The 24,900-nt window shown below is 71.3% G+C and carries 24 protein-coding genes; 16 read left to right on the top strand and 8 right to left on the bottom strand.

Annotated elements, in window-relative coordinates:
• Positions 1–43: 43 nt before the first annotated feature.
• The 10 genes from ACWD0Y_RS06170 to ACWD0Y_RS06125 all read left to right on the top strand — a co-directional run bounded on the left by ACWD0Y_RS06170 (position 44) and on the right by ACWD0Y_RS06125 (position 10,016).
• On the top strand, positions 44–997 hold the full coding sequence (locus ACWD0Y_RS06170) for an FKBP-type peptidyl-prolyl cis-trans isomerase (RefSeq protein WP_450259263.1): 954 nt from the start codon (positions 44–46) through the stop codon (positions 995–997).
• Positions 998–1,041: 44 nt separating this feature from the next.
• Complete coding sequence (locus ACWD0Y_RS06165; protein WP_093801651.1) at positions 1,042–1,413, top strand: FKBP-type peptidyl-prolyl cis-trans isomerase; 372 nt, start codon at positions 1,042–1,044, stop codon at positions 1,411–1,413.
• Positions 1,414–1,531: 118 nt separating this feature from the next.
• Positions 1,532–2,488 (top strand): helix-turn-helix transcriptional regulator, encoded by a 957-nt coding sequence (locus tag ACWD0Y_RS06160; protein ID WP_450259262.1) that lies wholly within the window; start codon positions 1,532–1,534, stop codon positions 2,486–2,488.
• A 14-nt stretch (positions 2,489–2,502) separates the two neighbouring features.
• A complete protein-coding gene (locus ACWD0Y_RS06155) occupies positions 2,503–3,465 on the top strand; it encodes a helix-turn-helix transcriptional regulator (protein WP_450259261.1) in 963 nt (320 codons plus the stop codon).
• Positions 3,466–3,479: 14 nt separating this feature from the next.
• A complete protein-coding gene (locus ACWD0Y_RS06150) occupies positions 3,480–3,734 on the top strand; it encodes a hypothetical protein (protein ID WP_176710134.1) in 255 nt (84 codons plus the stop codon).
• A 17-nt stretch (positions 3,735–3,751) separates the two neighbouring features.
• Positions 3,752–3,949, top strand: a complete 198-nt coding sequence (locus tag ACWD0Y_RS06145; RefSeq protein ID WP_450259260.1) for a hypothetical protein — start codon at positions 3,752–3,754, stop codon at positions 3,947–3,949.
• Positions 3,950–4,158: 209 nt separating this feature from the next.
• Entirely contained in the window at positions 4,159–4,455 is a 297-nt protein-coding gene (gene tatA / locus ACWD0Y_RS06140) for a Sec-independent protein translocase subunit TatA (protein WP_450259259.1), read from the top strand.
• 110 nt (positions 4,456–4,565) lie between these two features.
• Complete coding sequence (gene tatC / locus ACWD0Y_RS06135) at positions 4,566–5,468, top strand: twin-arginine translocase subunit TatC (protein ID WP_450259281.1); 903 nt, start codon at positions 4,566–4,568, stop codon at positions 5,466–5,468.
• 112 nt (positions 5,469–5,580) lie between these two features.
• Positions 5,581–8,400: a DEAD/DEAH box helicase gene (locus ACWD0Y_RS06130; protein WP_450259258.1), complete on the top strand. Its 2,820-nt coding sequence runs from the start codon at positions 5,581–5,583 to the stop codon at positions 8,398–8,400.
• Between the two features lie 206 nt (positions 8,401–8,606).
• Positions 8,607–10,016 carry a cytochrome P450 gene (locus ACWD0Y_RS06125; RefSeq protein WP_450259257.1) on the top strand — a complete coding sequence of 470 codons (1,410 nt, stop codon included), beginning with the start codon at positions 8,607–8,609 and terminating at the stop codon, positions 10,014–10,016.
• Between the two features lie 171 nt (positions 10,017–10,187).
• Here ACWD0Y_RS06125 and ACWD0Y_RS06120 read toward each other — a convergent pair whose 3' ends face one another.
• The 6 genes from ACWD0Y_RS06120 to ACWD0Y_RS06095 form a co-directional block, all read right to left on the bottom strand.
• Positions 10,188–10,841, bottom strand: coding sequence for a fasciclin domain-containing protein (locus ACWD0Y_RS06120; protein ID WP_450259256.1), 654 nt, complete (start codon positions 10,839–10,841; stop codon positions 10,188–10,190).
• Positions 10,842–11,101: 260 nt separating this feature from the next.
• On the bottom strand, positions 11,102–12,469 hold the full coding sequence (locus ACWD0Y_RS06115) for a cryptochrome/photolyase family protein (protein WP_450259255.1): 1,368 nt from the start codon (positions 12,467–12,469) through the stop codon (positions 11,102–11,104).
• 91 nt (positions 12,470–12,560) lie between these two features.
• Positions 12,561–13,322 carry an anti-sigma factor gene (locus ACWD0Y_RS06110; protein ID WP_450259254.1) on the bottom strand — a complete coding sequence of 254 codons (762 nt, stop codon included), beginning with the start codon at positions 13,320–13,322 and terminating at the stop codon, positions 12,561–12,563.
• Complete coding sequence (locus tag ACWD0Y_RS06105; RefSeq protein WP_450259253.1) at positions 13,319–13,903, bottom strand: sigma-70 family RNA polymerase sigma factor; 585 nt, start codon at positions 13,901–13,903, stop codon at positions 13,319–13,321. The genes ACWD0Y_RS06110 and ACWD0Y_RS06105 overlap by 4 nt, the downstream gene beginning before the upstream one ends.
• Before the next feature lie 259 nt (positions 13,904–14,162).
• Entirely contained in the window at positions 14,163–15,005 is an 843-nt protein-coding gene (locus ACWD0Y_RS06100) for a siderophore-interacting protein (protein WP_450259252.1), read from the bottom strand.
• 47 nt (positions 15,006–15,052) lie between these two features.
• On the bottom strand, positions 15,053–15,958 hold the full coding sequence (locus tag ACWD0Y_RS06095; RefSeq protein WP_450259280.1) for a 5'-3' exonuclease: 906 nt from the start codon (positions 15,956–15,958) through the stop codon (positions 15,053–15,055).
• A 230-nt stretch (positions 15,959–16,188) separates the two neighbouring features.
• On the opposite strand from ACWD0Y_RS06095, the gene ACWD0Y_RS06090 reads away from it, so the two are divergent.
• The 4 genes from ACWD0Y_RS06090 (at position 16,189) to ACWD0Y_RS06075 (ending at position 21,433) form a co-directional block, all read left to right on the top strand.
• The gene (locus ACWD0Y_RS06090) at positions 16,189–17,334 is read left to right on the top strand and encodes a quaternary amine ABC transporter ATP-binding protein (protein ID WP_450259251.1); all 1,146 of its coding nucleotides are present in this window, start codon (positions 16,189–16,191) and stop codon (positions 17,332–17,334) included.
• 7 nt (positions 17,335–17,341) lie between these two features.
• Entirely contained in the window at positions 17,342–19,957 is a 2,616-nt protein-coding gene (locus ACWD0Y_RS06085; protein ID WP_450259279.1) for an ABC transporter permease/substrate binding protein, read from the top strand.
• Between the two features lie 170 nt (positions 19,958–20,127).
• Positions 20,128–20,706 carry a helix-turn-helix domain-containing protein gene (locus tag ACWD0Y_RS06080; RefSeq protein WP_450259250.1) on the top strand — a complete coding sequence of 193 codons (579 nt, stop codon included), beginning with the start codon at positions 20,128–20,130 and terminating at the stop codon, positions 20,704–20,706.
• Between the two features lie 16 nt (positions 20,707–20,722).
• Complete coding sequence (locus ACWD0Y_RS06075; RefSeq protein WP_450259249.1) at positions 20,723–21,433, top strand: helical backbone metal receptor; 711 nt, start codon at positions 20,723–20,725, stop codon at positions 21,431–21,433.
• On the opposite strand, the gene ACWD0Y_RS06070 is transcribed toward ACWD0Y_RS06075, so the two are convergent.
• Positions 21,372–22,511, bottom strand: coding sequence for a TDT family transporter (locus ACWD0Y_RS06070; RefSeq protein ID WP_450259248.1), 1,140 nt, complete (start codon positions 22,509–22,511; stop codon positions 21,372–21,374). The genes ACWD0Y_RS06075 and ACWD0Y_RS06070 overlap by 62 nt on opposite strands.
• A 70-nt stretch (positions 22,512–22,581) precedes the next feature.
• On the opposite strand from ACWD0Y_RS06070, the gene ACWD0Y_RS06065 reads away from it, so the two are divergent.
• Positions 22,582–23,529, top strand: a complete 948-nt coding sequence (locus ACWD0Y_RS06065) for a LysR family transcriptional regulator (RefSeq protein WP_450259247.1) — start codon at positions 22,582–22,584, stop codon at positions 23,527–23,529.
• A 36-nt stretch (positions 23,530–23,565) separates the two neighbouring features.
• Positions 23,566–24,003 (top strand): hypothetical protein, encoded by a 438-nt coding sequence (locus tag ACWD0Y_RS06060; protein ID WP_450259246.1) that lies wholly within the window; start codon positions 23,566–23,568, stop codon positions 24,001–24,003.
• A gap of 161 nt (positions 24,004–24,164) precedes the next feature.
• Here ACWD0Y_RS06060 and ACWD0Y_RS06055 read toward each other — a convergent pair whose 3' ends face one another.
• Positions 24,165–24,881, bottom strand: a complete 717-nt coding sequence (locus tag ACWD0Y_RS06055) for a gamma-glutamyl-gamma-aminobutyrate hydrolase family protein (RefSeq protein ID WP_450259245.1) — start codon at positions 24,879–24,881, stop codon at positions 24,165–24,167.
• Between the last annotated feature and the right edge of the window lie 19 nt (positions 24,882–24,900).

Here is a 24,900-nt window from a genome sequence, read left to right as displayed (position 1 = left end):
AGAGTGGCGGGCACTACTGTGCCGTCTGAGATCTGAGGAACACGTGCGCCGACTTGCCGGCCTACTTGTCGTCCCCCTGCTGCTGCTCTCGACAGCGGCGTGCGGCAGCGACGACGACAAGGGCTCCGACTCCACCTCGTCGAAGAACGGAGTGCCGGCGATCACCGCGGGCGCCAAGTTCGGCGAGAAGCCGACCCTCGCCAAGGGGGAGGGCGACCCGCCCAAGGAACTCAATACCGAGGTCCTCAGCAAGGGCAAGGACGATGCTGCGACCCTCAAGAAGGGTGACGCCATCGAGGTGAACTACCTCGGCCAGCAGTGGGACTCCACGAAGCCCTTCGACAACAGCTTCGACCGCAAGCAGCCGTTCCCGCTGACCCTCGGCGCGGGCATGGTCATCCCCGGCTGGGACAAGGGCCTGGAGGGCCAGAAGGTCGGCAGCCGCGTCCAGCTCGTCATCCCGCCGGAGGACGGTTACGGCGCGCAGGGCCAGCCCCCCACGATCAAGCCCAACGCCACCCTGGTCTTCGTCGTGGACATCCTGAAGGCCAAGTCCATCCCCACGTCCGCCAAGGGCAGCGAGGTGGCGCAGGACAACATCGACCTGCCCAAGATCGGCACCAACACCGACGGCAAGGCGCCGAAGGTCACCGTGCCGAAGAAGTCCGACCCGCCGAAGAAGCTGGTCTCCAGCTACGTGCTGGAGAGCGACGGCGCGAAGGTCAAGGCCACCGACACGGTGTCCGTCGCCTACCAGGGGCTGATCTGGAAGGACGGCAAGCTCTTCGACAGCACCTACGCCCAGGGCAAGACCCAGCAGTTCGCGCTCCCGCAGGTCACCCTGAAGGGCCTCAAGGACGGCCTGGTCGGCAAGAAGGCCGGCAGCCGTGTGCTCCTCGTCATCCCGCCGGACCAGGCCTTCGGCGACAAGAAGCAGGACGCCATCCCCGCGAACTCGACGCTGGTCTTCCAGGTGGACATTCTCGCGGTGATGTAAGACTGTCCAGGTTGCCCAGTTCGTAGTACAGAGGAGCATTTTCCGTGAGCATCGAAAAGCCCGAGGTCGACTTCCCGGGTGGCGAGCCGCCGAAGGACCTGCAGATCAGGGACATCTGGGAGGGCGACGGCGCGGTGGCTCAGGCGGGCCAGAACGTCAAGGTCCACTACGTGGGCGTGTCCTTCTCCACCGGTGAGGAGTTCGACTCCAGCTGGAACCGCGGCACGCCGCTGCAGTTCCCGCTCGGTGCCGGCCGCGTCATCGCCGGCTGGGACCAGGGCGTGCAGGGCATGAAGGTCGGCGGTCGCCGCGAGCTGATCATTCCCCCGCACCTCGCGTACGGCGACCAGGGCGCCGGCGGCGCCATCAAGCCGGGCGAGACGCTGATCTTCGTCTGCGACCTCGTCGCGGTCTGATCAGGTACGAGCGGTACGAGGTACGAGGGTCCATGCCGTCCGGCATGGACCCTCGGCTTTTGCCGGGACACCCCGGAGCGGTACGGTCGAGGGTCGTAGAGCAAGAGAGAGGGTGCCGATGGCGATTGCCAAGGCCGAACGGTTGATGAATCTGGCGTTGTGCCTGCTGGGGACCCGGCGCCCGCTCAGCAAGCGGGAACTGCGGGGGTCCATCGAGGCCTACCTGGAGGCCGGCACCGACGATTCCTTCAACCGGATGTTCGAGCGCGACAAGGACGATCTGCGCGAACTCGGTCTGGTCATCGAGACCGTCGAGAACCTCGACGGCGACGTCGGCTACCTGGCCCGCCGCGACAGCAACCGGCTCCCTCCCATCACCCTCGACGCCGAGGAGGCCGCCGCCCTCGGCCTCGCGGCCAAGGTCTGGCAGCAGGCCCGCCTCGCCGGCGCCGCCAGCGGCGCGCTGCAGAAGCTGCGCGCAGCGGGCATGCCGGAGGCGGAGGACCCGTACGAAGGCCACCACAGCGCCCTCGAACCGCGGATTCCGGTGCACGAGACGGCCTTCGAACCGCTGATGCTGGCCTGCCGCGACCGGCGCCCCGTCGTCTTCGACTACCGCAAGGCGAACGCCGCCCGCGCCGAGACCCGGCACGTGGAACCGTGGACGCTGGAATGCTGGCGCGGCCACTGGTACCTCGCGGGGTGGGACCGCGAGCGCGGCGCCGAGCGCGTCTTCCGGCTCTCCCGGATCACCGGCAAGGTCCGCTCCCGCGCGGGGTCCTTCACCGCCGAGGTGCCGGACGTCGTGACTGTGCGCGAGACCGTCGAGAGCTGGGCGGGCGAGACCGCCACCCGCACGGCCCGGATCAGGCTGCGCTCGGGCTCCGGCTATCCGCTGCGGTCCAGGGCCACGGCCGTGCGGGACCTGGGCGACGGCTGGGACGAGCTGGAGATTCCGTACGGCCACGGGCTCGACGCGGGGCTCGTCGAGCTCGGCCCCGAGGTCGTCGTACTGGCCCCCGCTGACCTGCGGGCGGACGTCGTGGACCGGCTGCGCGCCGTGGCCAAGGACTGAGAGGACCACGACTCATGGTCACGAACGCGATCGACCAGACCCGGCGGATGCTCTCCCTGGTGACGTACCTGCGCGAGCGCCCCGGCGCGCACGTCAGTGATGTCGCCCGCGCCTTCGGGATCACCGAGGACGAGCTGATCTCCGACCTCGACGTCCTGCCCATGTGCGGAACGAGCTTCCGGGGCGGCGACCTGCTCGACATCGACACCGACGGCGACCGGATCTGGTGGCACAACCCCGACGACGTCGCCGAGCCGCTGCGGCTCGCCGCCGACGAGGCCACCGCCCTGCTCGTCGCCGCCCGTGCCGTCTCCACCCTTCCCGGCCTGCGCGAGGGCGACCGGCAGGCGCTGCTGCGTGCCACGGCGAAGCTGGAGGCCGCCGCGGGCGAGGCGGCGGGCGCCAGCTCCAGGCTGTCGGTGACCTTCGAGTCCGAGGGGGGCGTCTTCGCCGAGGTCGACCGGGCGATCTCGGAGCGCCGCCGGCTGTGGCTGCGCTACTACTCTCCGGCGCGCGACGAGCTCACCGAGCGCGAGGTGGACCCGATCCGGCTCTTCGCCGTGGGCCACACGTACATGGAGGCCTGGTGCAGGCACTCCGAGGCGCGGCGTACGTTCCGGCTCGACCGGGTCGCCGAGATCAGACTGCTCGACGAGCCGTCCGTACCGCCGGAGATCGAGCTGCGGGACCTGTCGGAGGGGCTGGTCCAGCCTTCGGCTGACGACCCCGAGGTCGTGGTGGAGGTCGGGCCCGGTGGCCGCTGGGTCGCCGAGTACTACCCGCACGACAGCGCGGAAGAGCTGCCCGACGGCGGTCTGCGGATCACCCTGCGCACACCGGAACCGGCCTCGCTGCGACGGCTGGCGCTGCGCCTCGGCGGGGACGGGCACATCGTGTCGCCCCCGGAGCTTGCGGCCAGCGCGCGGGAGGCGGCCCGTGAGGCGCTCGCGGCGTACGAGGGCTCCGGCCAGGCGTAAGGAGATTGGTGGACATGTCGCTACTGCCCGGTATCCCCACCCAGGTGGGTCCGGTCCTCTTCAAGGCCGGCTGCCCCGACTGCGGCGCCCGCTTCGAACTGTCCGCGGGTTCACTGCGCCTCGCGATCGGCGCCAGCCGCCGTACGACCTTCTACTCCTTCACCTGCCCCGAGTGCGAGGCGGCGGTCCGCAAGCCGGCGGGTGAGCGGATCGTCGAGCTCCTCACCGGTGGCGGCGTGCGGACGCTGCGACTCCACTCCACCGTCTGACCGTCTAGGCTCTGCGCATGCTCTGGCCCATGCTCGCAATCGCTCTTGGTTTCTGTGGTCTCGCCGTACTCGGCGTCCTGGCGATCAGGGTGTTCCTGGAGGTCCAGCGCCTGGGCCGCCAGGTCGCCGTCACCTCGGCGGAGATCAACGCAGCCGCGGAAAACCTGGAGCGCGCGGCCGGGAACCTGGCGCGCAGTGGCGAATCCTGGCGGTAGGAAGCGCGGTCTCCACCGGTGATCGGCCGGGGCGTACGCTGGTGGAGCGGCTCCATGAGCGAGGCGCGGGCCGCAATTCGAAGTACGCATGGGCATTGCCCTGCGTTTACTCCTACGGGTTACGATCGCAGCCAGCGCGGCGACCGGACAAGCGTCCGGCCGGTCGGGCATCAGACTCCCTGTCGCCTCGGTGAAGAAGGTAAAAAGCTATGGGTAGGCTCGGCCCCACCGAGATCATTCTCATCCTCGTCGTCATCATCCTGCTGTTCGGTGCCAAGAAGCTCCCGGACATGGCCCGCTCGCTGGGCAAGTCGGCCCGCATTCTCAAGAGCGAGGCCAAGGCGATGAAGAAGGACGACGACCAGAGCGCCCCGGCCGACCCGCCGCCGCACGCGACGGGCACCGCCCAGGACCAGACCGCGCCCGCGCCTCGTACGATCAAGGCCGCGCCGGGCGACGTGACGAGCCGCCCCGTGGCCGAGCCGACCGACACGACCAAGCGCTGACACCTGGGCCGCCGCAGGCGCCGCGAAGAGCGGGGACCGCCTGCCGCACGAGATGAGGACGTGGGTTGCTCAAGTCTGCCCCCAAACTGGAGAAGGACCCCGAGGGGCGCATGCCTCTCGTGGAGCACCTGCGTGAGCTCCGCAACCGGCTCGCCAAGGGCCTGCTCGCGATCATGGTGGTCACGATTGTGGCCCTCGTGTACAGCGAAGAGCTCATGTCGTTCCTGACGCAGTCGGTGCCGAAGTGCCCGCCGAACGTCACCAGCGACGGCGGCAACTGCGCGATCGTCTCCTTCAACACGCTGATGGCTCCTTTCAGCGTGACCATTCAGGTGAGTCTCACCGCCGGCCTCGTCCTCGCGAGCCCGGTATGGCTGTACCAGCTCTGGGCGTTCGTGGCGCCGGGGCTGCACAAGAACGAGAAGAAGTACACGTACGCGTTCGTCGGCGCCGCTGTGCCGCTGTTCTCGGCCGGCGCGTACCTCGCGTACCTCATCCTCCCCGTCAGCGTGAAGGTGCTCATCAGCCTGACGCCGGAGGGCTCCGCGAACATCCTGTCCCTGGGGGACGTGCTCGACTTCACCCTGCGGATGGTGCTCGTCTTCGGCCTCGCCTTCGAGCTGCCGCTGGTGCTGGTGATGCTCAACCTCACGGGCGTACTCACCGGCCGTCGCATGCTCAGGTGGTGGCGCGGCGTGATCATGGGTGTCTTCCTCTTCGGCGCCGTGATCACACCGACGACCGACCCGATCGGCATGCTCGCCCTGGCCGGACCGATCACCGTCTTCTACTTCATGGCGGTCGGATTCTCGCTGCTGAACGACAAGCGACGGGCCCGCAGGAACCCCGACGCCGAGTTGGATGACGACGAGGCATCGGAGCTCGACCTCACTCCGGAGGCGGTCGGCGCGGTCGAAACCGTCCCCGCCGCGCGTGCCCTGCCCGAGCAGGCGGGCGCCGAGAGCGTCGGATCCGGGGCGAAGCAGCTGAACGGCTACGACGACGTCACCTGACCTCGTGGGGTCCGCCGGGAGAACCGGCGCGGCCCGGGCGTTTGGTGGGTCTGCGGTTGTCGATTAAAGATCCGGCTGACTGTCATACGTGGCGGGTAGGCTCGAAGACAAGATGACAGAGGACCTTTCCCCAGCTGAGCGATACGCCGCTGCCCGGATCCGCGCCGCCGAGCAGGCCACCGCGCTTGCGCCCTTCCGTGAGCTGTACGACTTCGAGCTGGATCCGTTCCAGATCGAGGCATGCAAAGCCCTTGAGGCCGGCAAGGGCGTGCTCGTGGCCGCCCCGACCGGCTCGGGCAAGACCATCGTCGGCGAGTTCGCCGTGCACCTGGCCCTCGCCGAGCGCCGCAAGTGCTTCTACACGACGCCCATCAAGGCGCTGTCCAACCAGAAGTACCAGGACCTGGTCAGGCGCTACGGCGCCGACAAGGTCGGGCTGCTGACCGGCGACAACAGCGTCAACGCCGACGCCCCGGTGATCGTCATGACCACCGAGGTCCTGCGGAACATGCTGTACGCGGGCTCGCAGGCGCTGCGCGGGCTCGCCTATGTGGTGATGGACGAGGTGCACTACCTCTCCGACCGCTTCCGCGGCGCCGTCTGGGAAGAGGTGATCATCCACCTCCCCGATTCGGTGACGCTGGTGTCGCTGTCGGCGACCGTCTCCAACGCGGAGGAGTTCGGCGACTGGCTGGACACCGTCCGCGGTGACACCGAGGTGATCGTCTCCGAGCACCGGCCCGTGCCGCTGTGGCAGCACGTGCTCGCCGGGCGCAAGATGTACGACCTCTTCGAGGAGTCCGACGACGGCAGGGGCGGCAGGCGCGAGGTCAACCCCGACCTGGTGCGCCTGGCGCGGATGGAGAACAGCAGCCCGTTCGCGCGCGGCCGCGGCCGCGGGAACATGCGGGAGGCGGACCGGGAGCGGGAGCGCAGGCAGCGCAGCCGCATCTGGACGCCCGCCAGGCCCGAGGTCATCGAGCGGCTCGACAGCGCGGGGCTGCTGCCCGCGATCACGTTCATCTTCAGCCGGGCCGGCTGCGAGGCCGCCGTACAGCAGTGTCTGTACGCGGGCCTGCGCCTCAACGACCAGGACGAGCGCCAGCTGGTGCGCGAGATCGTCGAGGAGCGGACGGCGTCCATCCCGGGCGAGGACCTGAACGTCCTCGGGTACTACGAATGGCTCGAAGGCCTGGAGCGGGGCATCGCCGCGCACCACGCCGGCATGCTGCCGACCTTCAAGGAGGTCGTCGAAGAGCTGTTCGTGCGAGGGCTGGTCAAGGCGGTCTTCGCGACCGAGACGCTGGCGCTCGGCATCAACATGCCGGCCCGCTCGGTGGTGCTGGAGAAGCTCGTCAAGTGGAACGGCGAACAGCACGCCGACATCACCCCCGGTGAGTACACCCAGCTGACCGGCCGGGCCGGGCGGCGCGGCATCGACGTCGAGGGACACGCGGTCGTCCTGTGGCAGCGCGGCATGGACCCGGGCGCGCTCGCGGGCCTGGCCGGGACGCGGACGTACCCGCTGCGTTCCAGCTTCAAGCCGTCGTACAACATGGCGGTCAACCTGGTGCAGCAGTTCGGGCGGCACCGCTCGCGCGAGCTGCTGGAGACCTCCTTCGCGCAGTTCCAGGCCGACAAGTCGGTCGTCGGGATCTCGAAGCAGGTCCAGCGGAACGAAGAGGGCATCCAGGGCTACCGGGAGGGCATGACCTGCCACCTCGGAGACTTCGAGGAGTACGCGCGGCTGCGCCGTGAACTCAAGGACCGCGAGACCGAGCTGGCCAAGCAGGGCGCCACGCAGCGGCGGGCCGCGGCGGCCGCGTCGCTGGAGAAGCTCAAGCCCGGCGATGTCATCCATGTGCCCACCGGCAAGTTCGCGGGGCTGGCGCTGGTGCTGGATCCGGGGCTGCCCGCCGGGCGCGCCAACGGGCACCGCGGATTCGATCAGCACGACGGGCCGCGGCCCCTGGTGCTGACCGCCGAGCGGCAGGTCAAGCGGCTCGCGTCGATCGACTTCCCGGTGCCGGTGGAGGCGCTGGAGCGGATGCGGATTCCGAAGTCCTTCAACGCGCGCAGTCCGCAGTCGCGCCGTGACCTGGCTTCCGCGCTGCGGACCAAGGCCGGGCACATCGCGCCGGAGCGGCACCGCAAGCAGCGCGCGGTGGCGGCCGACGACCGTGAGATCGCGCGACTGCGCGCCGCGCTGCGCGCGCACCCGTGCCACGGCTGCGACGAGCGCGAGGACCACGCCCGCTGGGCCGAGCGCTACTACCGGCTCCAGCGCGACACCAAGCAGCTGGAGCGGCGCATCGAGGGACGGACGAACACCATCGCCCGTACCTTCGACCGGATCTACGCGCTGCTGACCGAGCTCGACTACCTGCGCGGCGACGCGGCCACCGAGCACGGCAAGCGGCTCGCCCGGCTCTACGGCGAGCTCGACCTGCTGGCGTCCGAGTGCCTGCGCGAGGGCGTGTGGGAAGGACTGAATCCGGCCGAACTGGCCGCCTGCGTCTCGGCGCTGGTCTTCGAGGCGCGTCAGGCGGACGACGCGGTCGCGCCGAAGGTGCCCAGTGGGGCGGCGAAGAACGCGCTGGGCGAGATGGTCCGCATCTGGGGCAGGCTCGACGCCCTGGAGGAGGACTTCAAGATCAATCAGGCGGAGGGGGTCGGGCAGCGCGAGCCCGATCTCGGCTTCGCCTGGGCGGTGTTCATGTGGGCCTCCGGCAAGGGACTCGACGAGGTGCTGCGCGAGGCGGAGATGCCTGCGGGCGACTTCGTCCGCTGGTGCAAGCAGGTCATCGACGTCCTGGGGCAGATCGCGGCGGCCGCGCCGTCCTCGGCCGAAGGCAGTACGGTCACGAAGAACGCGCGCAAGGCGGTGGACGCCGTGCTGCGGGGCGTTGTCGCGTACTCGTCGGTGGGCTGACGGCCCCGTCCGGTCCGCCTGTCTCCGCCATGGTGCGCCGCCCCCTCGAGGGGGCGGCGCATTCGTGCGTATGGGGCCAACGAGGCTTGTGAGGCGTGTGGTTGGGAGTTATCCACAGGGGTGGTGCGGTGTCGGACCCGTGCGCTTCCATGGGGTCATGCACAGCGCACGACACGACGCGCGCCGTCCGAACAGGGGAGACCGTCATGACCACGGGCACGGGTGCGGCCGCCGACGCGCGGGCGCAGGGGCAGGGGCCGGCCCAGAGGCGGGGACCGGGGCGGGAGAAGGCCGTGACGACCGTGGAGGGGCCGCGCGGGGTGCCGGTCCTCGGCAATCTGCCGCAGTTCGGGAAGGATCCGCTCGCCTTCTTCGAAAAGCTGCGGGCGCGTGGCGACATGGTGCGCTGGCGGTTCGGGCCCAAGCCGTCACTGTTCCTGGCCGATCCGCGGCACATCGGCGAGCTGATGACGGAGACGGAGCGGACCTTCGACCAGCCGGACCTCGGGATCGCGTTCCGTACCGTCATGGGCAACGGGGTGGTGGTGGCCCGGGGGCCGGACTGGCGGCGGAAGAGGTCGCTGGTGCAGCCGTCGGTGCGCCCCAAGCAGGTGCGGTCGTACGCCTCCACGATGGCGGGGTGCGCGGTGGAGCTCGCCGACCGGTGGTCGGACGGTGAACGGGTCGACATCAAGCGGGAGATGGCGGCTCTCACGCAGCGGATCGCGGTCCGCACCATCTTCGGCGCGGACACCGACGCCGACGCCGGGGCGATCGGGCGGGCGAGGGATGTCGCGCAGCGGGAGATAGGCGCGGAGTTCAGCGGCATCGGGGCGCTGCTGCCGGACTGGGTGCCGACGCGCGGGCGGTCCCGGATCAGGCGGGCCGCCGCGGTCATCGACGCGGAGGTCGCCCGGGTCGTCGCGGAACACCGGCAGGGCGACGGGGAACGCCCCGATCTGCTGAGCAGGCTGCTCGCCGCGCGGGACGAGACCGGGGCGCGCCTTTCGGACGAGGAGATACGCGACGAGACGGTCACCCTGTACATCGGCGGGCACGAGACGACCAGCAGCACGCTGGTGTGGGCGTGGTACCTGCTCGCGCGCAGCCCCGGGGTGCGGGAAGCTCTCGCCGGCGAACTGGACCGGGTGCTCGGTGACCGCGAGCCGGGCTTCGACGACTACGCGCGACTGACCTACGCGCAAGCGGTGGTGAAGGAGACGCTGCGGCTCTACCCGACGATCTGGCTGCTCACCGGGGTCGCCAAGGAGGGTGCGCGGATCGGCGGGCTGCCGCTGCCTCCGGGGACGCGGGTGTGGAGCAGCCAGTGGGCCACTCACCGGGACGCCCGGTGGTTCCCGGAACCGGAGGAGTTCCGGCCCGGGCGGTGGGACCCCGATGGCGGCGACGGGATACCGGAGTACGCGTGGTTCCCGTTCGGGGGCGGGCCCCGGGCGTGCCTCGGGGCGCGGTTCGCCATGGTCGAGGCCGTGCTGGTACTGGCCGTGCTGGCGCGGCGCTTCGACCTGGATGTCGACCCCGGCGAGATACGCCCGGTGCCGGCGCTCACGCTTCAGCCGGACCGGGAGGTGCTGGCCACGGTCCGGGCCCGGTAGGCGCGCGGACCGCTGTCCCGTACCACCTCGTGCCGCGGTGCGGCGGCCTGCCGGCGGCGGACGAGCGGCAGGACCCGTATCCGGGTCCTGCCGGGTGGAAGGAACCGGATACGGGTCCGGGGTGTCCGGCCGTCCGGCCGGCGTGAGGTGCCCAGGCCCTCCTTCAGCCGGTTACTTGGGCATCAGGACGGTGTCGATGATGTAGACGGTGGCGTTGGCGGTGGGAACGTTGCCGCAGACGACGTTCGAGGTGCCGTTGACCTTGTACGACTCACCGGAGCCGGAAGTGGTCAGCTCGCTCTTCTGGAGCGTCTCGTAGGAGCCGTTCCCGAGCTGCTTCGGCGTGAGCTTCTCGCCCACGACGTGGTAGGTCAGGATCTTGGTGAGGGTCTCCTTGTCGTTGAGGACCTTGTCGAGGTCGGCCTTGGGGATCTTCGCGAAGGCGTCGTTGGTGGGGGCGAACACCGTGATGTTCTCGGCGTTGTTGAGCGTGTCGACCAGGCCGGCCTTCTTCACCGCGCTGACCAGGGTGGACAGCTCCGGGTTGTTCGACGCGGCCGTCGCCACCGGGTCCTTGGCCATGCCCTCGAAGCTGCCCGCGCCGTCCTTCGGGACCGTCGCACAGGCGGGGCCGAACGGCTGCTCCATGGCCGACGCGTTGCTGCCCGACGCGGCGTCCGACGCGTCGGAGGTCTGCTCCACGGCCGGCGAGGCGGCGGCGTCACTGTCCTTGCCGTCGTCGCTGGAGCACGCGGTCAGCGAAAGGGGCAGCAGCGCGGCGCCCGCGACGACGACGGCGACACGCTGGAAACGGGTGGTGTTCATGGTGTTCTCCTTCAAGGGACACGTGCATACGCGCAGAGAGGTGCCGGGATACCGGCGGAAGCACCCGTTCGCCGACGGTCCGGGGGCCTGTACGGCGCAGTCCTCGGCAGCCGGGGGAGTGCGGTCGGTGACCGCGCTCCCGTTGCTGCCTGATCTCTGCTCACACCCGGTATTCGGTGCCGCGGGGGCTGCGGATTGGTCGTCCGTCCGATCTGGTCAATTCCCGTACGGGCAAGCGGTTCGCGAGGGCGCGGCGCGGGTCAGTCCAGGCCGCGTGCCCGCTCGAAGCGGGCGCGGCCCTCAGCGAGGTCCACGACCGGCTCCGGGTAGTCGATGCGGGCCCGCTCCGGTCCCGTCACCGTCCACGGCCGGTGGACGGCCGCCCCCGCGATGCCGGCGAGTTCGGGCACCCAGCGCCGCACGTAGTCGCCCTTGGCGTCGAAGCGGGCGGCCTGTGCCAGTGGGTTGAGCAGCCGGTTGGGGCGTGTGTCGGTCCCGGTGCCGGCCACCCACTGCCAGTTGAGCTGGTTGTTGGCGACGTCTCCGTCCACCAGCAGGTCCAGGAAGTGCCGGGCGCCCACACGCCAGTCGACGTACAGCGTCTTGGCCAGGAAGCTCGCCACCAGCAGCCGGCCGCGGTTGTGCATCCACCCCTCGTGCAGCAACTGGCGCATGGCCGCGTCCACCACGGGATATCCGGTGCGGCCCTCCCGCCAGGCGGCGATCTCCTGCTGGTCCGTGCGCCAGCGGTCACCGCGCGTGCGGTAGTCGGTCCACGACGCGGCGGGACGGGCCGCGAGGACCTGGTAGTGGAAGTCCCGCCAGGCCAGTTGGCGTACGAACGCGTCCCCGCCCGGACCGCCCTTGCGCCGTGCGCGGCGGATCAGTTCGGTCGCGGAGAGAGAGCCGAAGTGCAGATGTGCGGAGAGCCGTGAAGTGGCGTCCCCCGACAGGTCGTCCTGGCGTTCCCCGTACGTTTCGATGCCGTCCGCCAGCCAGGCACGCAGCCGTTCACGGCCCTCCTTCTCACCACCCTTGGCGAGGCCGGGCGACGTTCCCGTGACAGTCCGGCGCGACGGCAGCGGATCGCCGGTGACCGCGTCCGGAACCCGCACCGACCGGGGCGCCGCCATCACATCGCGCACACCGGCCGCTTCCCACTTGCGCAAGTACGGCGTGAAGACAGCGAAGTGGTCCTTGCCGGCCGGTGTGACGTGCCCGGGGGGAACCGCCGTGACCACGGCGTCGTGGACGTGCAGTGCGCAGCGCACGCTCCCGAGAGCGGCGCGCAGCCGTTCCTCCCTGCGTGCCGCGTAATGGCTCGCGCCACCCGCCAGGTGCACCTCCCGGGCCCCGGACCGGGCCACCACCCGGCCGACCTCTTCCACCACGTCGCCGGTACGGACCACCAGGCGTCCGCCCCGCTCCCGCAGTCCGGCGTCCAGGTCGGCCAGGCAGTCGGCCAGGAACGCGCGGCGGTTGGGCGCGTCGAAGCCGGCCCGGGCCACGCCCCGGTCCAGGACGAACAGGGGCACCACCTCGTCGGCCCGGCGCAGCGCCGCGCGGAGTACCGGCTGGTCGTACAGCCGCAGGTCCGAGGTGAACAGCACGACGGCAACAGCACTCATGCGGGTGTTCCCTGTCCTTGTCCTGTGCGTCTTTGTGTCCTTGTATCCCTGCATGTTCTTGCATGTCCCTGTACGTCCTCGGGCGGCGCTCTTACGCGGTCCGGAAGTTCATCAGGGCCAGAGGAGCCGTGGTGGGCTGCGCCGAGCCGCCCGCCGGTTCGACGGTGATGCCCATCCCGCGGGCCGTGCCGACCGGGCCGTCCATCAGTACCGCCGTCGCGGACCCCGAGAGCGCGGACCGGTCCATGAGCCCGGCGGACCGCATCGCGCCGTCGTCGAACCACAGCTGGTAGACCTTGCCGCGCGGCGGCTCCGGCATCCCGGAGGCGAGGAACACCGCCTTGTCGCGCTCACGCGAGACGACCACCGTGCCGGTCACGCCGTCCGCGATCCTTCCCGTGGTGACCTTGGCGTCGGGCGCGGCGAGCACCGCGGCAAGTGCCTCGGACCGCTGCTGCGCCCGCTGTGCCTGCTCCTGGGCGTCCTGCGCCTCCTGGTGCTGCCACGCCGCGACCCCGCCGAAGGCGGCGGCCGCGGCCAGGCAGGCGGCGAGCACGAGGCGCGGCAGGGCGCGGCCCCGGCGCCCGGGGGACGGCACCCGGGTGGACAGGGGAACCTCGGGCGGGTCCTGGCGTTCGGAGGTGATCCGCCGCATCACCTCCTCCTTGAGGACGGCGGGCGGTGTCACGGTCATCGCGAGCCCCAGCCGCGCCGCGGTGGCGGTGAGTTCACGCACCTCCTGCGCGCAGGACGGGCAGTCCTTGAGGTGCCGTTCGAACTCGGCGCGTTCCTCGGGCGTCAGGGCGTGCAGCGCGTACGCCCCGGTCAGCGTGTGCAGCTCCGCGGTGCTCATGCGCCGACCCCCAGGCAGTCGCGCAGCCGGATCAGTCCGTCGCGCAGGCGTGTCTTGACCGTGCCGAGCGGTACGGCCAGCAGTTCGGCCACCTCGCGGTAGGCCAGTCCCCGGTAGTAGGCGAGCGTCACCGACTGCCGCTGCAGTTCGGTGAGGGTGCGCAGACAGCGCCGTACCTGCTCGCGTTCGAGCCGGCTCTCCACCTCCTCGGTCACCTCGTCGAAGGCGGGTGTGTGCTCCAGCAGCGCCGCCTTCCGTTCGCGGTCCGACGATGCCTGGGCGGACCGTACCCGGTCCACCGCCCGCCGGTGCGCCAGGGTGAGGACCCACGTCATGGCCGAGCCGCGGGACGGCTGGAAGCGCGCGGCGCCCCGCCAGAGCTCGATCAGCACCTCCTGGGTGACCTCCTCCGACTGGGCCGGGTCGCGGAGCACCGCGCGCACCAGGCCCAGTACGGGGCCGCAGACCGCGTCGTAGACCTGGCCGAAGGCCTCCCGGTCGCCGCGGGCCACCCTTCCCAGCAACTCCTGGAGGTCGGGTGGCGCCGGGGTGATTCCCCCGATGTGCACGACTTCGTTCACGCGGTTTCCTCCACGGTGCGGACCGGGCCGGGCCCGGGACGGGCCTCACCGCACATTCGGAGCCGTGGTCCCGCCGGATTGGTCCGGTGCGCAGGCCGTTCCCTCCCTCATGGTCGCCTCGGTCCCCACCGTCCGCAGGACAAGGAGAACCGGCAAGGCCCCCTGCCGACCGGTGTCGGCAGGGGGCCGGGGCGCGGCGGTCCGTACGGACCGGGGAATCCGTCCGTACGGACCGGCGGGCCGGGGGAAGGCGGTGGGGTCAGGCGGCGGACTCCTGCTCGCGCTCCACCTGCTCGTTCCACTCGCGCTTGACCGCGCGCCAGGCGTCGTCGTCCTGGCCGAGCCGCCAGTAGCCCGAGACGGAGAGCCGCTCGCGCGCGATCCCGCGGTCCATGCGCAGGTGGCGGCGGAGGTCCTTCACGAAACCCGCCTCGCCGTGGACGAAGGCGTGGACGTCGCCCGCGGGGAAGTCGAGGCCGCGCACGGCGGCGATCAGGGCCTCGCCCACCGGGTTGCCGCCGCGGTGCAGCCAGGTCACCGCCACCCCGTCGGGCGCGGCGATCTTCTGCTCCTCCTCGGGGCCCGCCACCTCGACGAAGGCGTGCACGACGGCGCCCTCCGGCATCCGCTCCAGAGAGGCGGCGATCGCGGGAAGCGCGCTTTCGTCACCCACCAGCAGATGCCAGTCGGCCGCCGGGTCCGGCGCGTAGCCGCCACCGGGACCGAGGAAACGCACCGTCTCCCCGGGCCGCACCCGCGCCGCCCACGGCCCGGCCAGGCCCTCGTCGCCGTGCACCACGAAGTCGACGGTCAGCTCGCGCTGCACGGCGTCCCAGGCGCGCACCGTGTACGTCCGGGTGACCGGCCACTGCGCGGCCGGGAACTCCTCCCGGATGCGGGCCATGTCGAACGGCTCCGGGTACGTCACGCCCGCCGCGGGGAACAGCACCTTGATGTAGTGGTCGGTGAACTCGTCGGCCGCGAAACCGGCCAGCCCGTCGCCGCCCAGGACGACGCGCACCATGTGCGGCGTGATCCGCTCGGTGCGCACCACCCGCGCCTCGCGGGCCTGCGGTGTCTTACGGACCGGTCGTTCCGCCACGGCGCTCTCCCTGACTGTCGATGCTTAGGCTTACCTAAGTTAACACCCTAGCGAGGGAGGGCGCCGAGCAGCCGCTGCAACGAGCCGCCCAGCCCCCACCGCGCCGCCAGCTCGTCGAGCGTCGCCGGATCCCGCGGCTCGGACGGCAGCGCCGGGTCGAAGTCCGGCAGCGGTACGTCGGTGGCGACGCGCACCACCTTCGGCGCCACGGCGATGTAGTCCCGCGCCTCGTCCAGCCGCTTGCGCTGCGAGGGCGTCAGCTTCGACGCCGGGTCGTCGACGGCGGCCATGATCCCGGCCAGGTCGCCGTACGCGTCGAGGAGTTTGGCGGCCGTCTTCTCGCCGATCCCGGGAACGCCCGGCAGCCCGTCGCTGGGGTCGCCGCGCAGGAGCGCCAGATCGACGTACCCGGGGCCGTCCACGGCGTACTTCCCGCGGAGCCACGCCTCGTCGGTGACCTGGAGCGAACCGACGCCCTTGAGCGGGTACAGCACCCGCACCCCACGGGCGTCGTCGACCAGCTGGTACAGGTCGCGGTCACCGGTGACGACGTCGACGGGCCCGGTGGCGAGGCCGGCGAGCGTCCCGATCACGTCGTCGGCCTCGTACGGGTCGACGCCCACCCGGGCGATGCCGACCGCGTCGAGCACGTCCTCGATGACCGGCACCTGGGGCGCGAGCGTGTCCGGGGTCTCCTCCGCGTCGGGTCCGGCGGCGGACTCCTGTGCGACGCGGTGCGCCTTGTAGGAGGGGATCAGCTCGACCCGCCAGTGCGGCCGCCAGTCGGCGTCCATGCAGGCGACGAGGTCGTCGGGCCGGTGGTCCTGGACCAGCCGTGCGACGAAGTCGAGCAGGCCGCGTACGGCGTTGACCGGCGTACCGTCCGGGGCGCGGACGGAATCCGGGACTCCGAAGTAGGCGCGGTAGTAGAGGGAAGCGGTGTCGAGGAGCATCAGGCGTCGCGTCACACCCCGATCATGCCGCACGCCGCGAAAGTGGCCGGAAAGTGAACTGGATCACTCTTGTGTTTGCTTTGTGCAAGTAGGGGCAGGTGCCGCCTCGGAGCGGACCCCATTTCGAATTCAACTTCTTGATGGGTGAAACGGACCGAATCCGTACCGCTCCACGGCTCGCCTGCGGGGGGGTGGGGTGAGCCGTTTTCGGTTCAACGCGTGAGGTGTATGTGTCCAGGCTGCAAGCCGATCACTTGTACAAAGTGTTCGGCACACGACCCGAAGAGGCGGTACGCAAGCTCGAAGGCGGGGCCGGCCGTGACGAGCTGCGCGCCGACGGGACGACGGCCGCCGTGATCGACGCCTCGTTCACCGTCGAACCGGGACAGATCTTCGTGGTCATGGGACTGTCCGGATCGGGCAAGTCCACGCTGCTGCGGATGCTCAACGGGCTGCTGGAGCCGACGGCGGGCAAGGTCCTCTTCGACGGCCAGGACCTCACCGCACTGAGCCCCGCCGCCCTGCGCGCGGTGCGCTCCTCGAAGATCAGCATGGTGTTCCAGCACTTCGCGCTCTTCCCGCACCGGAGCGTTCTCGAGAACGCCGGATACGGCCTCGAAGTACAGGGAGTCCCGCGCGCCGAGCGCGAGAAGCGCGCCACCGAGGCCCTGGAGCTCGCCGGCCTGAAGGGCTGGGAGAAGTCCTGGCCCGACGAGCTGTCCGGCGGCATGCAGCAGCGCGTCGGCCTGGCCCGCGCGCTCGCCACCGACGCCGACCTCCTGCTGATGGACGAGTCGTTCAGCGCCCTCGACCCGCTGATCCGCCGCGACATGCAGGACCAGCTCCTCGAACTCCAGAAGCGGCTGAAGAAGACCATCGTCTTCATCACCCACGACCTCAACGAAGCCATGCGCCTCGGCGACCGCATCGCCGTCATGCGCGACGGACGCATAGTGCAGCTGGGCACCGCCGAGGACATCCTCGTCACCCCGGCCAACGACTACGTCGCCTCCTTCACCCAGGACGTGGACCGCTCCCGGGTGCTCACCGCGGGCGCCGTCATGGACGCCCCCGAGACCGTCTTCGGTACGGAGACGGCCGACGGCCGGCAGCTGCGCGACGCGCAGGACGTGCTGGACGCCGCCCCCGCGGCCGTCTCCGAGGACACTCCGGTCATCGAACTCTTCACCCCCTGCTCCACCAGCGGTGCGCCCGTCGCCGTGACCGGCGCCGACGGGAAGCTCGTCGGCGTCGTACCGCCCGCCCGGCTGCTCGCGGTGCTCGGTGAGCCCATGACGTCGGCGGAAACCCCCTGGGACACAGTGCCCGGCGACTCCACGAGCGACTCCACGAACAAGGTGGCCACCGGTGCCTAGGATTCCCATGGGCGAGTGGGTCAACAACGCCGTCGACTGGCTCCAGACCCACCTCTCCCCGGTCTTCGACGCGGCCAGCACCGTCATCAGCGGCATGCAGGACGGCATCTACTCCGTCCTCGCCGCCCCCGAACCGCTGCTGCTCGCCGGCATCCTCGCCGTCGTCGCGTGCTGGCTGCGCGGCCTGACCGCCGGCGTCCTCGCCTTCGCCGGCTTCGCGCTGATCGACTCGATCGAGATGTGGGACGACGCCATGTCGACCCTGTCGCTCGTGCTCGTCGCGACCATCATCACGCTCGTGATCGCCGTCCCCCTGGGCATCTGGTCCGCGCGCTCCAAGACGGTCAGCGCCGTGACGCGTCCCGTCATGGACTTCATGCAGACCATGCCGGCGATGGTCTACCTGATCCCCGGCGTGCTCTTCTTCGGCGTCGGCGCGGTCCCCGGCATCATCGCGACGATCATCTTCGCGCTGCCTCCGGGCGTCCGTATGACCGAGCTCGGCATCCGCCAGGTCGACGGCGAGCTCGTCGAGGCCGCCGAGGCGTTCGGCACGAGCCCGCGCAACACCCTGCTGCGCGTGCAGCTCCCGCTCGCGCTGCCGACGATCATGGCCGGCGTCAACCAGGTCATCATGCTGGGCCTGTCCATGGTGGTCATCGCCGGCATGGTCGGCGCGGGCGGCCTGGGCGGCGCGGTCTACCGCGCGCTCGGCAACATCGACGTCGGTCTCGGCTTCGAGGCCGGTCTGTCCATCGTCGTCCTGGCCATGTACCTCGACCGGATGACCGGCGCCCTGGGCCACCAGGTCTCCCCGCTCGGCCGCCGTGCGCTCGCCAAGGCCATGGCCGTGAAGGGCGGGCTGAAGATCTGGAACTACCGCCCGCAGCCGGTCGTCGCGATCACCGGCGTCGTCGTCCTCGCCCTCGTCGCGGGCGGCCTGAGCATGTTCGGCGGGACCTCGTCCGCCACCGCCGACGACGACCCCATGAACGTCGGCAAGGGCAAGAAGATCTCCATGGGCTACATCCCGTGGGACGAGGGCATCGCCTCCACCTTCCTCTGGAAGGAACTGCTGGAGCGGCGCGGCTACGAGGTCGACGCCAAGCAGTACGAGGCGGGCTCGCTCTACACCGGCCAGTCCACCGGCCAGATCGACATCCAGACCGACGCCTGGCTGCCGGTCACCCACGAGAAGTACTGGGCGAAGTACCAGGACAAGCTGGAGGACATGGGCTCCTGGTACGGCCCGACCTCCCTGGAGCTGTCCGTCCCCTCGTACGTGAAGGGCGTCGACTCCCTCGAGGACCTCAAGGGCAAGGGCGAGAAGTTCAAGGGCCGCATCATCGGCATCGAGCCCAGCGCCGGAATGATGGGCCTCCTCAAGGACAAGGTCCTGGGGGAGTACGGCCTGGAGGACGAGTACGAGGTCGTCGACGGCTCCACGCCCGGCATGCTCGCCGAGCTGAAGCGCGCGTACGCCAAGAAGGAGCCCGTCGTCACCACGCTGTGGTCCCCGCACTGGGCGTACAGCACCTACGACCTGAAGAAGCTCAAGGACCCGAAGGGGGCCTGGGGCAAGGGCGACGGCGTGCACACGCTGACCCGCAAGGGCTTCTCCGACGAGAACCCGGCCGTCGGCAAGTGGCTCAAGAACTTCAGGATGACCGAGAAGCAGCTCACGGACCTCGAGGCGAAGATCCAGGCGGGCGGCAAGGGCAAGGAGCAGGACGCCGTCCGCGCCTGGCTCGGGGAGAACCCGGGCCTCGCCGACAAGTGGGCGCCCGTCGCCAAGACCTCCAAGGCCGCCAACGGCAAGGACGAGCGCGACCGCGCGATCGAGATGGCCTGGTTCCCGTGGGAGGAGGACATCGCCGCCACGTACCTGTGGAAGGAAGTCCTCGAAGAGCGCGGCTACACGGTCAACCTCAAGCAGTTCGAGGTCGGCCCGATGTACGCCGCGATGGCCCGCGGCCAGGTCGACGTGCAGCTCGACGGCTGGCTGCCGTACACGCAGAAGAACTACTGGGACAAGTACGGCGACAAGCTGACCGACATCGGTTCCTGGTACGGGCCGACGTCGATCGAGGTCGCGGTCCCCTCGTACGTCAAGGACGTCAGGACCCTCGAGGACCTCAAGGGCAAGGGCGAGAAGTTCAAGGGCCGCATCATCGGCATCGAGCCGGGCACGGCGACGATGGAGAACCTCAAGGAGAACGTCCTCCCCGGCTACGGCCTGGACGAGGAGTACGAGGTCGTCGACGGCTCCACGCCCGGCATGCTCGCCGAGCTGAAGCGCGCGTACGCCAAGAAGGAGCCCGTCGCGGTCCTCCTGTGGACCCCGCACTGGGCGTACAGCGAGTACCCGATGACCAAGCTGAAGGACTCGAAGAAGCTCTTCGGCGAGGGCGACCGGCTGCACATCATCGGCAGCGGGGAGTTCCCGGCGAACTACCCGCGGCTGACCAAGTGGTTCAAGAACTTCAAGCTGACCGAGAAGCAGCTCGGCGGCCTGGAGAACGAGATCCAGAAGCGCGGCACGGGACATGAGGAAGAAGCCGTGAAGGCCTGGATGAAGGAGAACCCGGGCATCGCGCAGAAGATGGCGCCGACCGCGGGCTGATCCGCGGCAGCCATACCATCGAGGGGTGGGCATCGCCTTGTGGCGAAGCCCACCCCTTGGTGCTGTCCTGGACAGAGAGCCTTGTCTGACGTATGTACGAAACCGGCGAGTGAAGCTGCGTAGGCTGCACTCAGTGTCGACAGCCACGAGACAGGGAGGGAGCCGGAGCGATGGACGACAAGGAAACTCTTCGGGTCGGTACGGCCGTCCGGAGGCGTCGCAAGTCGCTGGCCCTCACCCTGGCCACGGTCGCGGCCCGCAGCGGACTCTCGGTGCCGTTCCTGAGCCAGATCGAGAACGAGCGTGCCAGACCCAGCACCCGCTCCCTGGAGCGGGTGGCCGAGGCGCTGGAGACCACGGCGGCAGAGCTGACGGCCGCCGCCGACCTGGGGCGTACGGTCGATGTCGTACGGGCCGGGGAGGACGACGGCGGCGGTGCGGGCGTGCGGTGCGTGGTGCGCGGCAGGCACCAGCTGCGCGCCACCGAGTACACCGGGGAGCAGGACACCGGGCGCGAGTACCAGCACCACGGCGACGAGCTGATGTACATCGCGGAGGGCGCCGCCGAGGTGGAGGCGGAAGGCCGGGCGTACCGGCTGGAGCGCGGTGACACGCTGTTCCTGTCCGGTGGCGTACCGCACCGGTGGCGGGCGACCGAGCCGGGCACCCGGATCCTCGTCGTCGCGGCGGCCGGCACCGTCGGACACGAGGGCGAAGGCCCCGACGGCCGGTCCGGCCACGACGGCTGACGGAGGGCGGCACCCCATGCGCGTCGTCTCCCTCGTGCCGTCCCTCACGGAAGCCGTGGCCGTCAGCGCGCCCGGCCTGCTCGTCGGGGCGACCGACTGGTGCAGCCACCCGGCGGACCTCGACGTCGTACGGATCGGCGGCACCAAGAACCCGGACGTCGACGCGATCCTGCGGCTGCGTCCCGACCTCGTCGTCGCCAACGAGGAGGAGAACCGCGAGCCCGACCTCGCCGCCCTGCGGCAGGCCGGGATCACCGTCATGGTCACCGTGGTCCGGGACCTGCCCGGGGCCTTCGCCGAGCTGGAGCGCGTGCTGGCCGACGGCTGCGGACTGAGTGCCCGCCCCGCCTGGCTCGACGCGGCACAGGAGGCATGGGACGCGGTCCGGCCCGGGGCCCCGCGCCTGAAGGCGGTCGTGCCCGTCTGGCGCCGGCCGTGGATGGTCCTCGGCCGCGACACCTTCGCCGGAGACCTGCTGGCCCGGCTCGGCGTCGACCACCTCCACGCCGGCCACCCCGAGCGCTATCCACGCATCCCCCTCGGCGAACTGCGCGCGGCCGGGGCCGACGTGGTCGTCCTGCCGGACGAGCCCTACCGCTTCACGGCCGACGACGGGCCCGAGGCGTTTCCCGGGCTGCCCGCCGCGCTCGTCAGCGGGCGCCATCTCACGTGGTACGGGCCGTCGTTGGCCGAGGCGCCCCGGGTGCTGCGAGCAGCGCTCCGCTGACCAGGCCGCGCAGCGTACGGAGTCCGGCCACCGCCCAGGCGACGACGAGCGCCGCGTACAGGCCGGCCGCCAGCCAGCCGAGGGCGTCGAGCCCGGTGTGGCGGGCGAGTCCGGCGGCGCCCGTCACGCACGTACCGACGGGGAAGGTGAACGCCCACCACGTCATGGTGAACGGCATGCCGCCGCGGGCCGCCCTGACCACCATCGCCGCCGCGAGCGCCAGCCACAGCAGGGCGAAGCCCATGACGGGCACGCCGTAGAGCACGGCGAAGGCGCCGAGCGCGCGTGCGTACGGCGCTCCGATCGCGCCCGGGGCCACGTCCGCGAGCGAGTTGACCGCCGTGGTGGACTGGCCGAGCGGCCCGAGGACGAGGAACAGCGTCGGCGTCAGCGCGAGCGGCAGCGGGCCGTGATGGAGGAGGCGGGCGAGGACCAGCGGCAGCATCAGCAGTGTGGCGAGCAGGCTGAGCCCGAACATCGCGTAGCAGGCGAGCAGCATCGCCTCCCGCCACTGGCCCTCGGGCAGATGCGGTACCAGCTGCGGGCCGAGCGCCGCCGAGACCATCGGCGCCACCACCGGCAGCAGCCACACGGGGGAGGCGCCGCCGGGCTCGACCCGGTGGCGTACGACCATCAGGTACGGGACCACGACCGCGGCCGCCAGACCGACGGCCGTCCCCACGCACCACAGCGCCGCTCCGGTGGACAGGGCGGCTCCGGCGCCGACGACGTCCCCGCCGACCGTCACGGTGGCGCCGCCGACCGCGAGCAGCGCCATGGACAGACAGCCGTAGAAGGGAGCGACGGCGGGGTCGAGGAGATGCGCCTCCGCCTGGTCGCGGTGGTACGCCCAGTGACCGGCGCGCGCGGCGAGCAGCGCACCGAGCAGCACTGCGGACAGCCCCCAGACGAGGGCGCAGGCCGTGCGCAGACCGGGGGCGGAGAGGGGGAGGGCGGCGCCGGCGCTGGCGACGACGGCGGTGCCCATCACCGTGGCGTACCAGTTGGGACCGAGGTGGCGCAGCGCGGGCAGGCGCGGGGCGGCGAGGAGAGGGCGCGGCTGCGCACAGGTGGCCATACGCCCACCCTGACCGTAAGGAGCGGCCCCCACCAGGGACGACAATCCTATGAGGCCATAAGCTGAGGTTATGAGCGCTCACGCCCCCGCCTCCGGCGACAGACCACCGCTCGCCCACCGGGTGCCCGATCTCGGGGCCATGGAGCTGCTGCTCGCCGTCGCCCGGCTCGGCAGCCTGGGGCGCGCGGCGCGGGAGCTCGGTATCAGCCAGCCCGCCGCGAGCAGCCGTATCCGCTCCATGGAACGGCAGCTCGGGGTCGCCCTCGTCGACCGCTCGCCGCGAGGCTCGCGCCTCACCGAAGCGGGCACGCTCGTCACCGACTGGGCGCGCCGGGTCGTGGAGGCGGCCGAGGCCTTCGACGCGGGTGCGCAGGCGCTGCGCGGCCGACGGGACTCGCGGCTGCGGGTCGCGGCCAGCATGACGATCGCCGAGTACCTGCTGCCGGGCTGGCTGATCGCGCTGCGCGGACAGCGCCCCGGTACGGCGGTCTCGCTGCTCGCCGGCAACTCCGCCGCCGTCGCGCAGCGGCTGCTCACCGGTGAGGCCGACCTGGGCTTCGTGGAGGGCCTGGCGGTGCCGGACGGGCTCGACGGCGTCGTCATCGGCCACGACCGGCTCATCGTGGTCACGGCCCCGGCCCACCCCTGGGCACGCAGGCGCCGTGCGGTGGGCGCGCGGGAACTGGCCGAGGCCCCCCTCATCCTGCGCGAGCAGGGCTCCGGCACCCGGCAGGTCCTGGACGCGGCGCTCGCCGGGTACGGCGGTCTCGCCGTACCCCTCCTCGAACTCGCCTCCACCACGGCGGTGAAGGCGGCGGCCGTCAGCGGCGCGGGCCCCAGCGTGCTCAGTGAGCTGGCCGTGGGCGAGGAGCTGGCCTCCCGCCGCCTCGTCGAGGTCCCGGTCGAGGGCGTCCCGATGCGCCGGGATCTGCGCGCGGTCTGGCCGACGGGCCCCCGGCCCACGGGGCCCGCGCGGGACCTGCTGGCGCTGGCGCGTCCCGCTCCGGGCAAGGGCTGACTGTTTGTCACGGCTGTGAGCGGATACCCGAAAGCCATGACTGAACAGGACAAGAACGCGAAGACCAAGACGACCACGGCCCGTACGGCCAACGGCGCCACCGGAAAGGCCGCGGACGCCGCCGGTTCCGCCAAGGCAGCCGCCACCGGCGCCGCCGGCAAGACGGCGGACGCCGCGGGCACCGCGAAGGCGGGCGCCGGCGACGTCACGGGAAAGGCCGCCCAGGTGGCCGGTTCCGCGAAGGCGGCCGGCGTCAAGGGAGTCGAAGTGAGCCGCCAGGCTCTGGAGTCCACGGCCGGCAAGGTCGCGTCGACCGCGTCCACCGCGTGGGTGCTGCTCAACGCGCGCAAGGCCGTCATCGCGGGTGCCGGCGCGGGTGCGGTGGCCATCGGCGCCGCCTCGTTCGTGGCGGGCCGCAAGGTCGAACAGCGCACTCTGGGCCCGATCAGCCGCATGCTGGCCGGCCGCATCTGATCCCGGCCGGGGAACTCATCCACAGGGCGGGGCCACTCGGGCCGCCGGGCCGGGAGAAACACCGGGCAACGGCCCCCGAAGGCCCCGCCCCCACGCCCTGGGCGCCAACGGCCCCGCCCCGCCGCCCGCTTCGTGCGCGCCCCCGCGAAGACCCGCCGCCGTCAGACCCGGAGCTGCGGCTCACGGAGTGACGACGGCCGGCCGGCGGCGGCCGCCACCAGTGCCTCCATCACCCGGAGGTCGTCGCCCATCTCCGGATGCCACTGGACGCCGAGCACCCACGCTCCACCGGGCAGTTCGACGGCCTCCGGCGTCCCGTCGGCGGCGTACGCCGACACGACCAGGCCGTCGCCGAGCCGGTCGACTGCCTGGTGGTGGTACGTCGGCACACCGTTCTCCTCCGGTACGACCGACGCGTAGCGCGTGCCGGGCACCGGCTTCACCGCGTGCTCGCCGAGGACTCCGGGCCCCGCGGTGTGGCCGTCCAGGTGCTGGACGAGCGTGCCGCCGAGTGCGACGTTCAGCAGCTGCATGCCCCGGCAGATGCCGAGCAGCGGCGTACCGGACGCCAGAGCGGCCTCGATCAGGGCGAGTTCCCACGCGTCCCGCTCCCGGGCCGGCGGCCCCGTGCGAGGATCCGGCTCGGCCCCGTACCGTACGGGCTCGACATCGGCGCCGCCCGCGACGACCAGACCGTCGATGCGGGCCACCACACCGGCGGCGTACGACGGCGAGTCGGGCGGCACCATCGCCGCGAGGCCGCCCGCCGCCTGCACGAGGCGCGGATAGGCGGCCGGGAGCAGCGCGGCGGGCATGTCCCAGACACCCCACCGGGCGGGCTGCAGGTAGGTGCTGATGCCGATGAGCGGCTTGGACACAGATCCTCCGGTCGGTGGT

This window comes from Streptomyces altiplanensis, from assembly GCF_053591575.1.
This window is presented reverse-complemented; position numbering and strand designations above follow the sequence as displayed.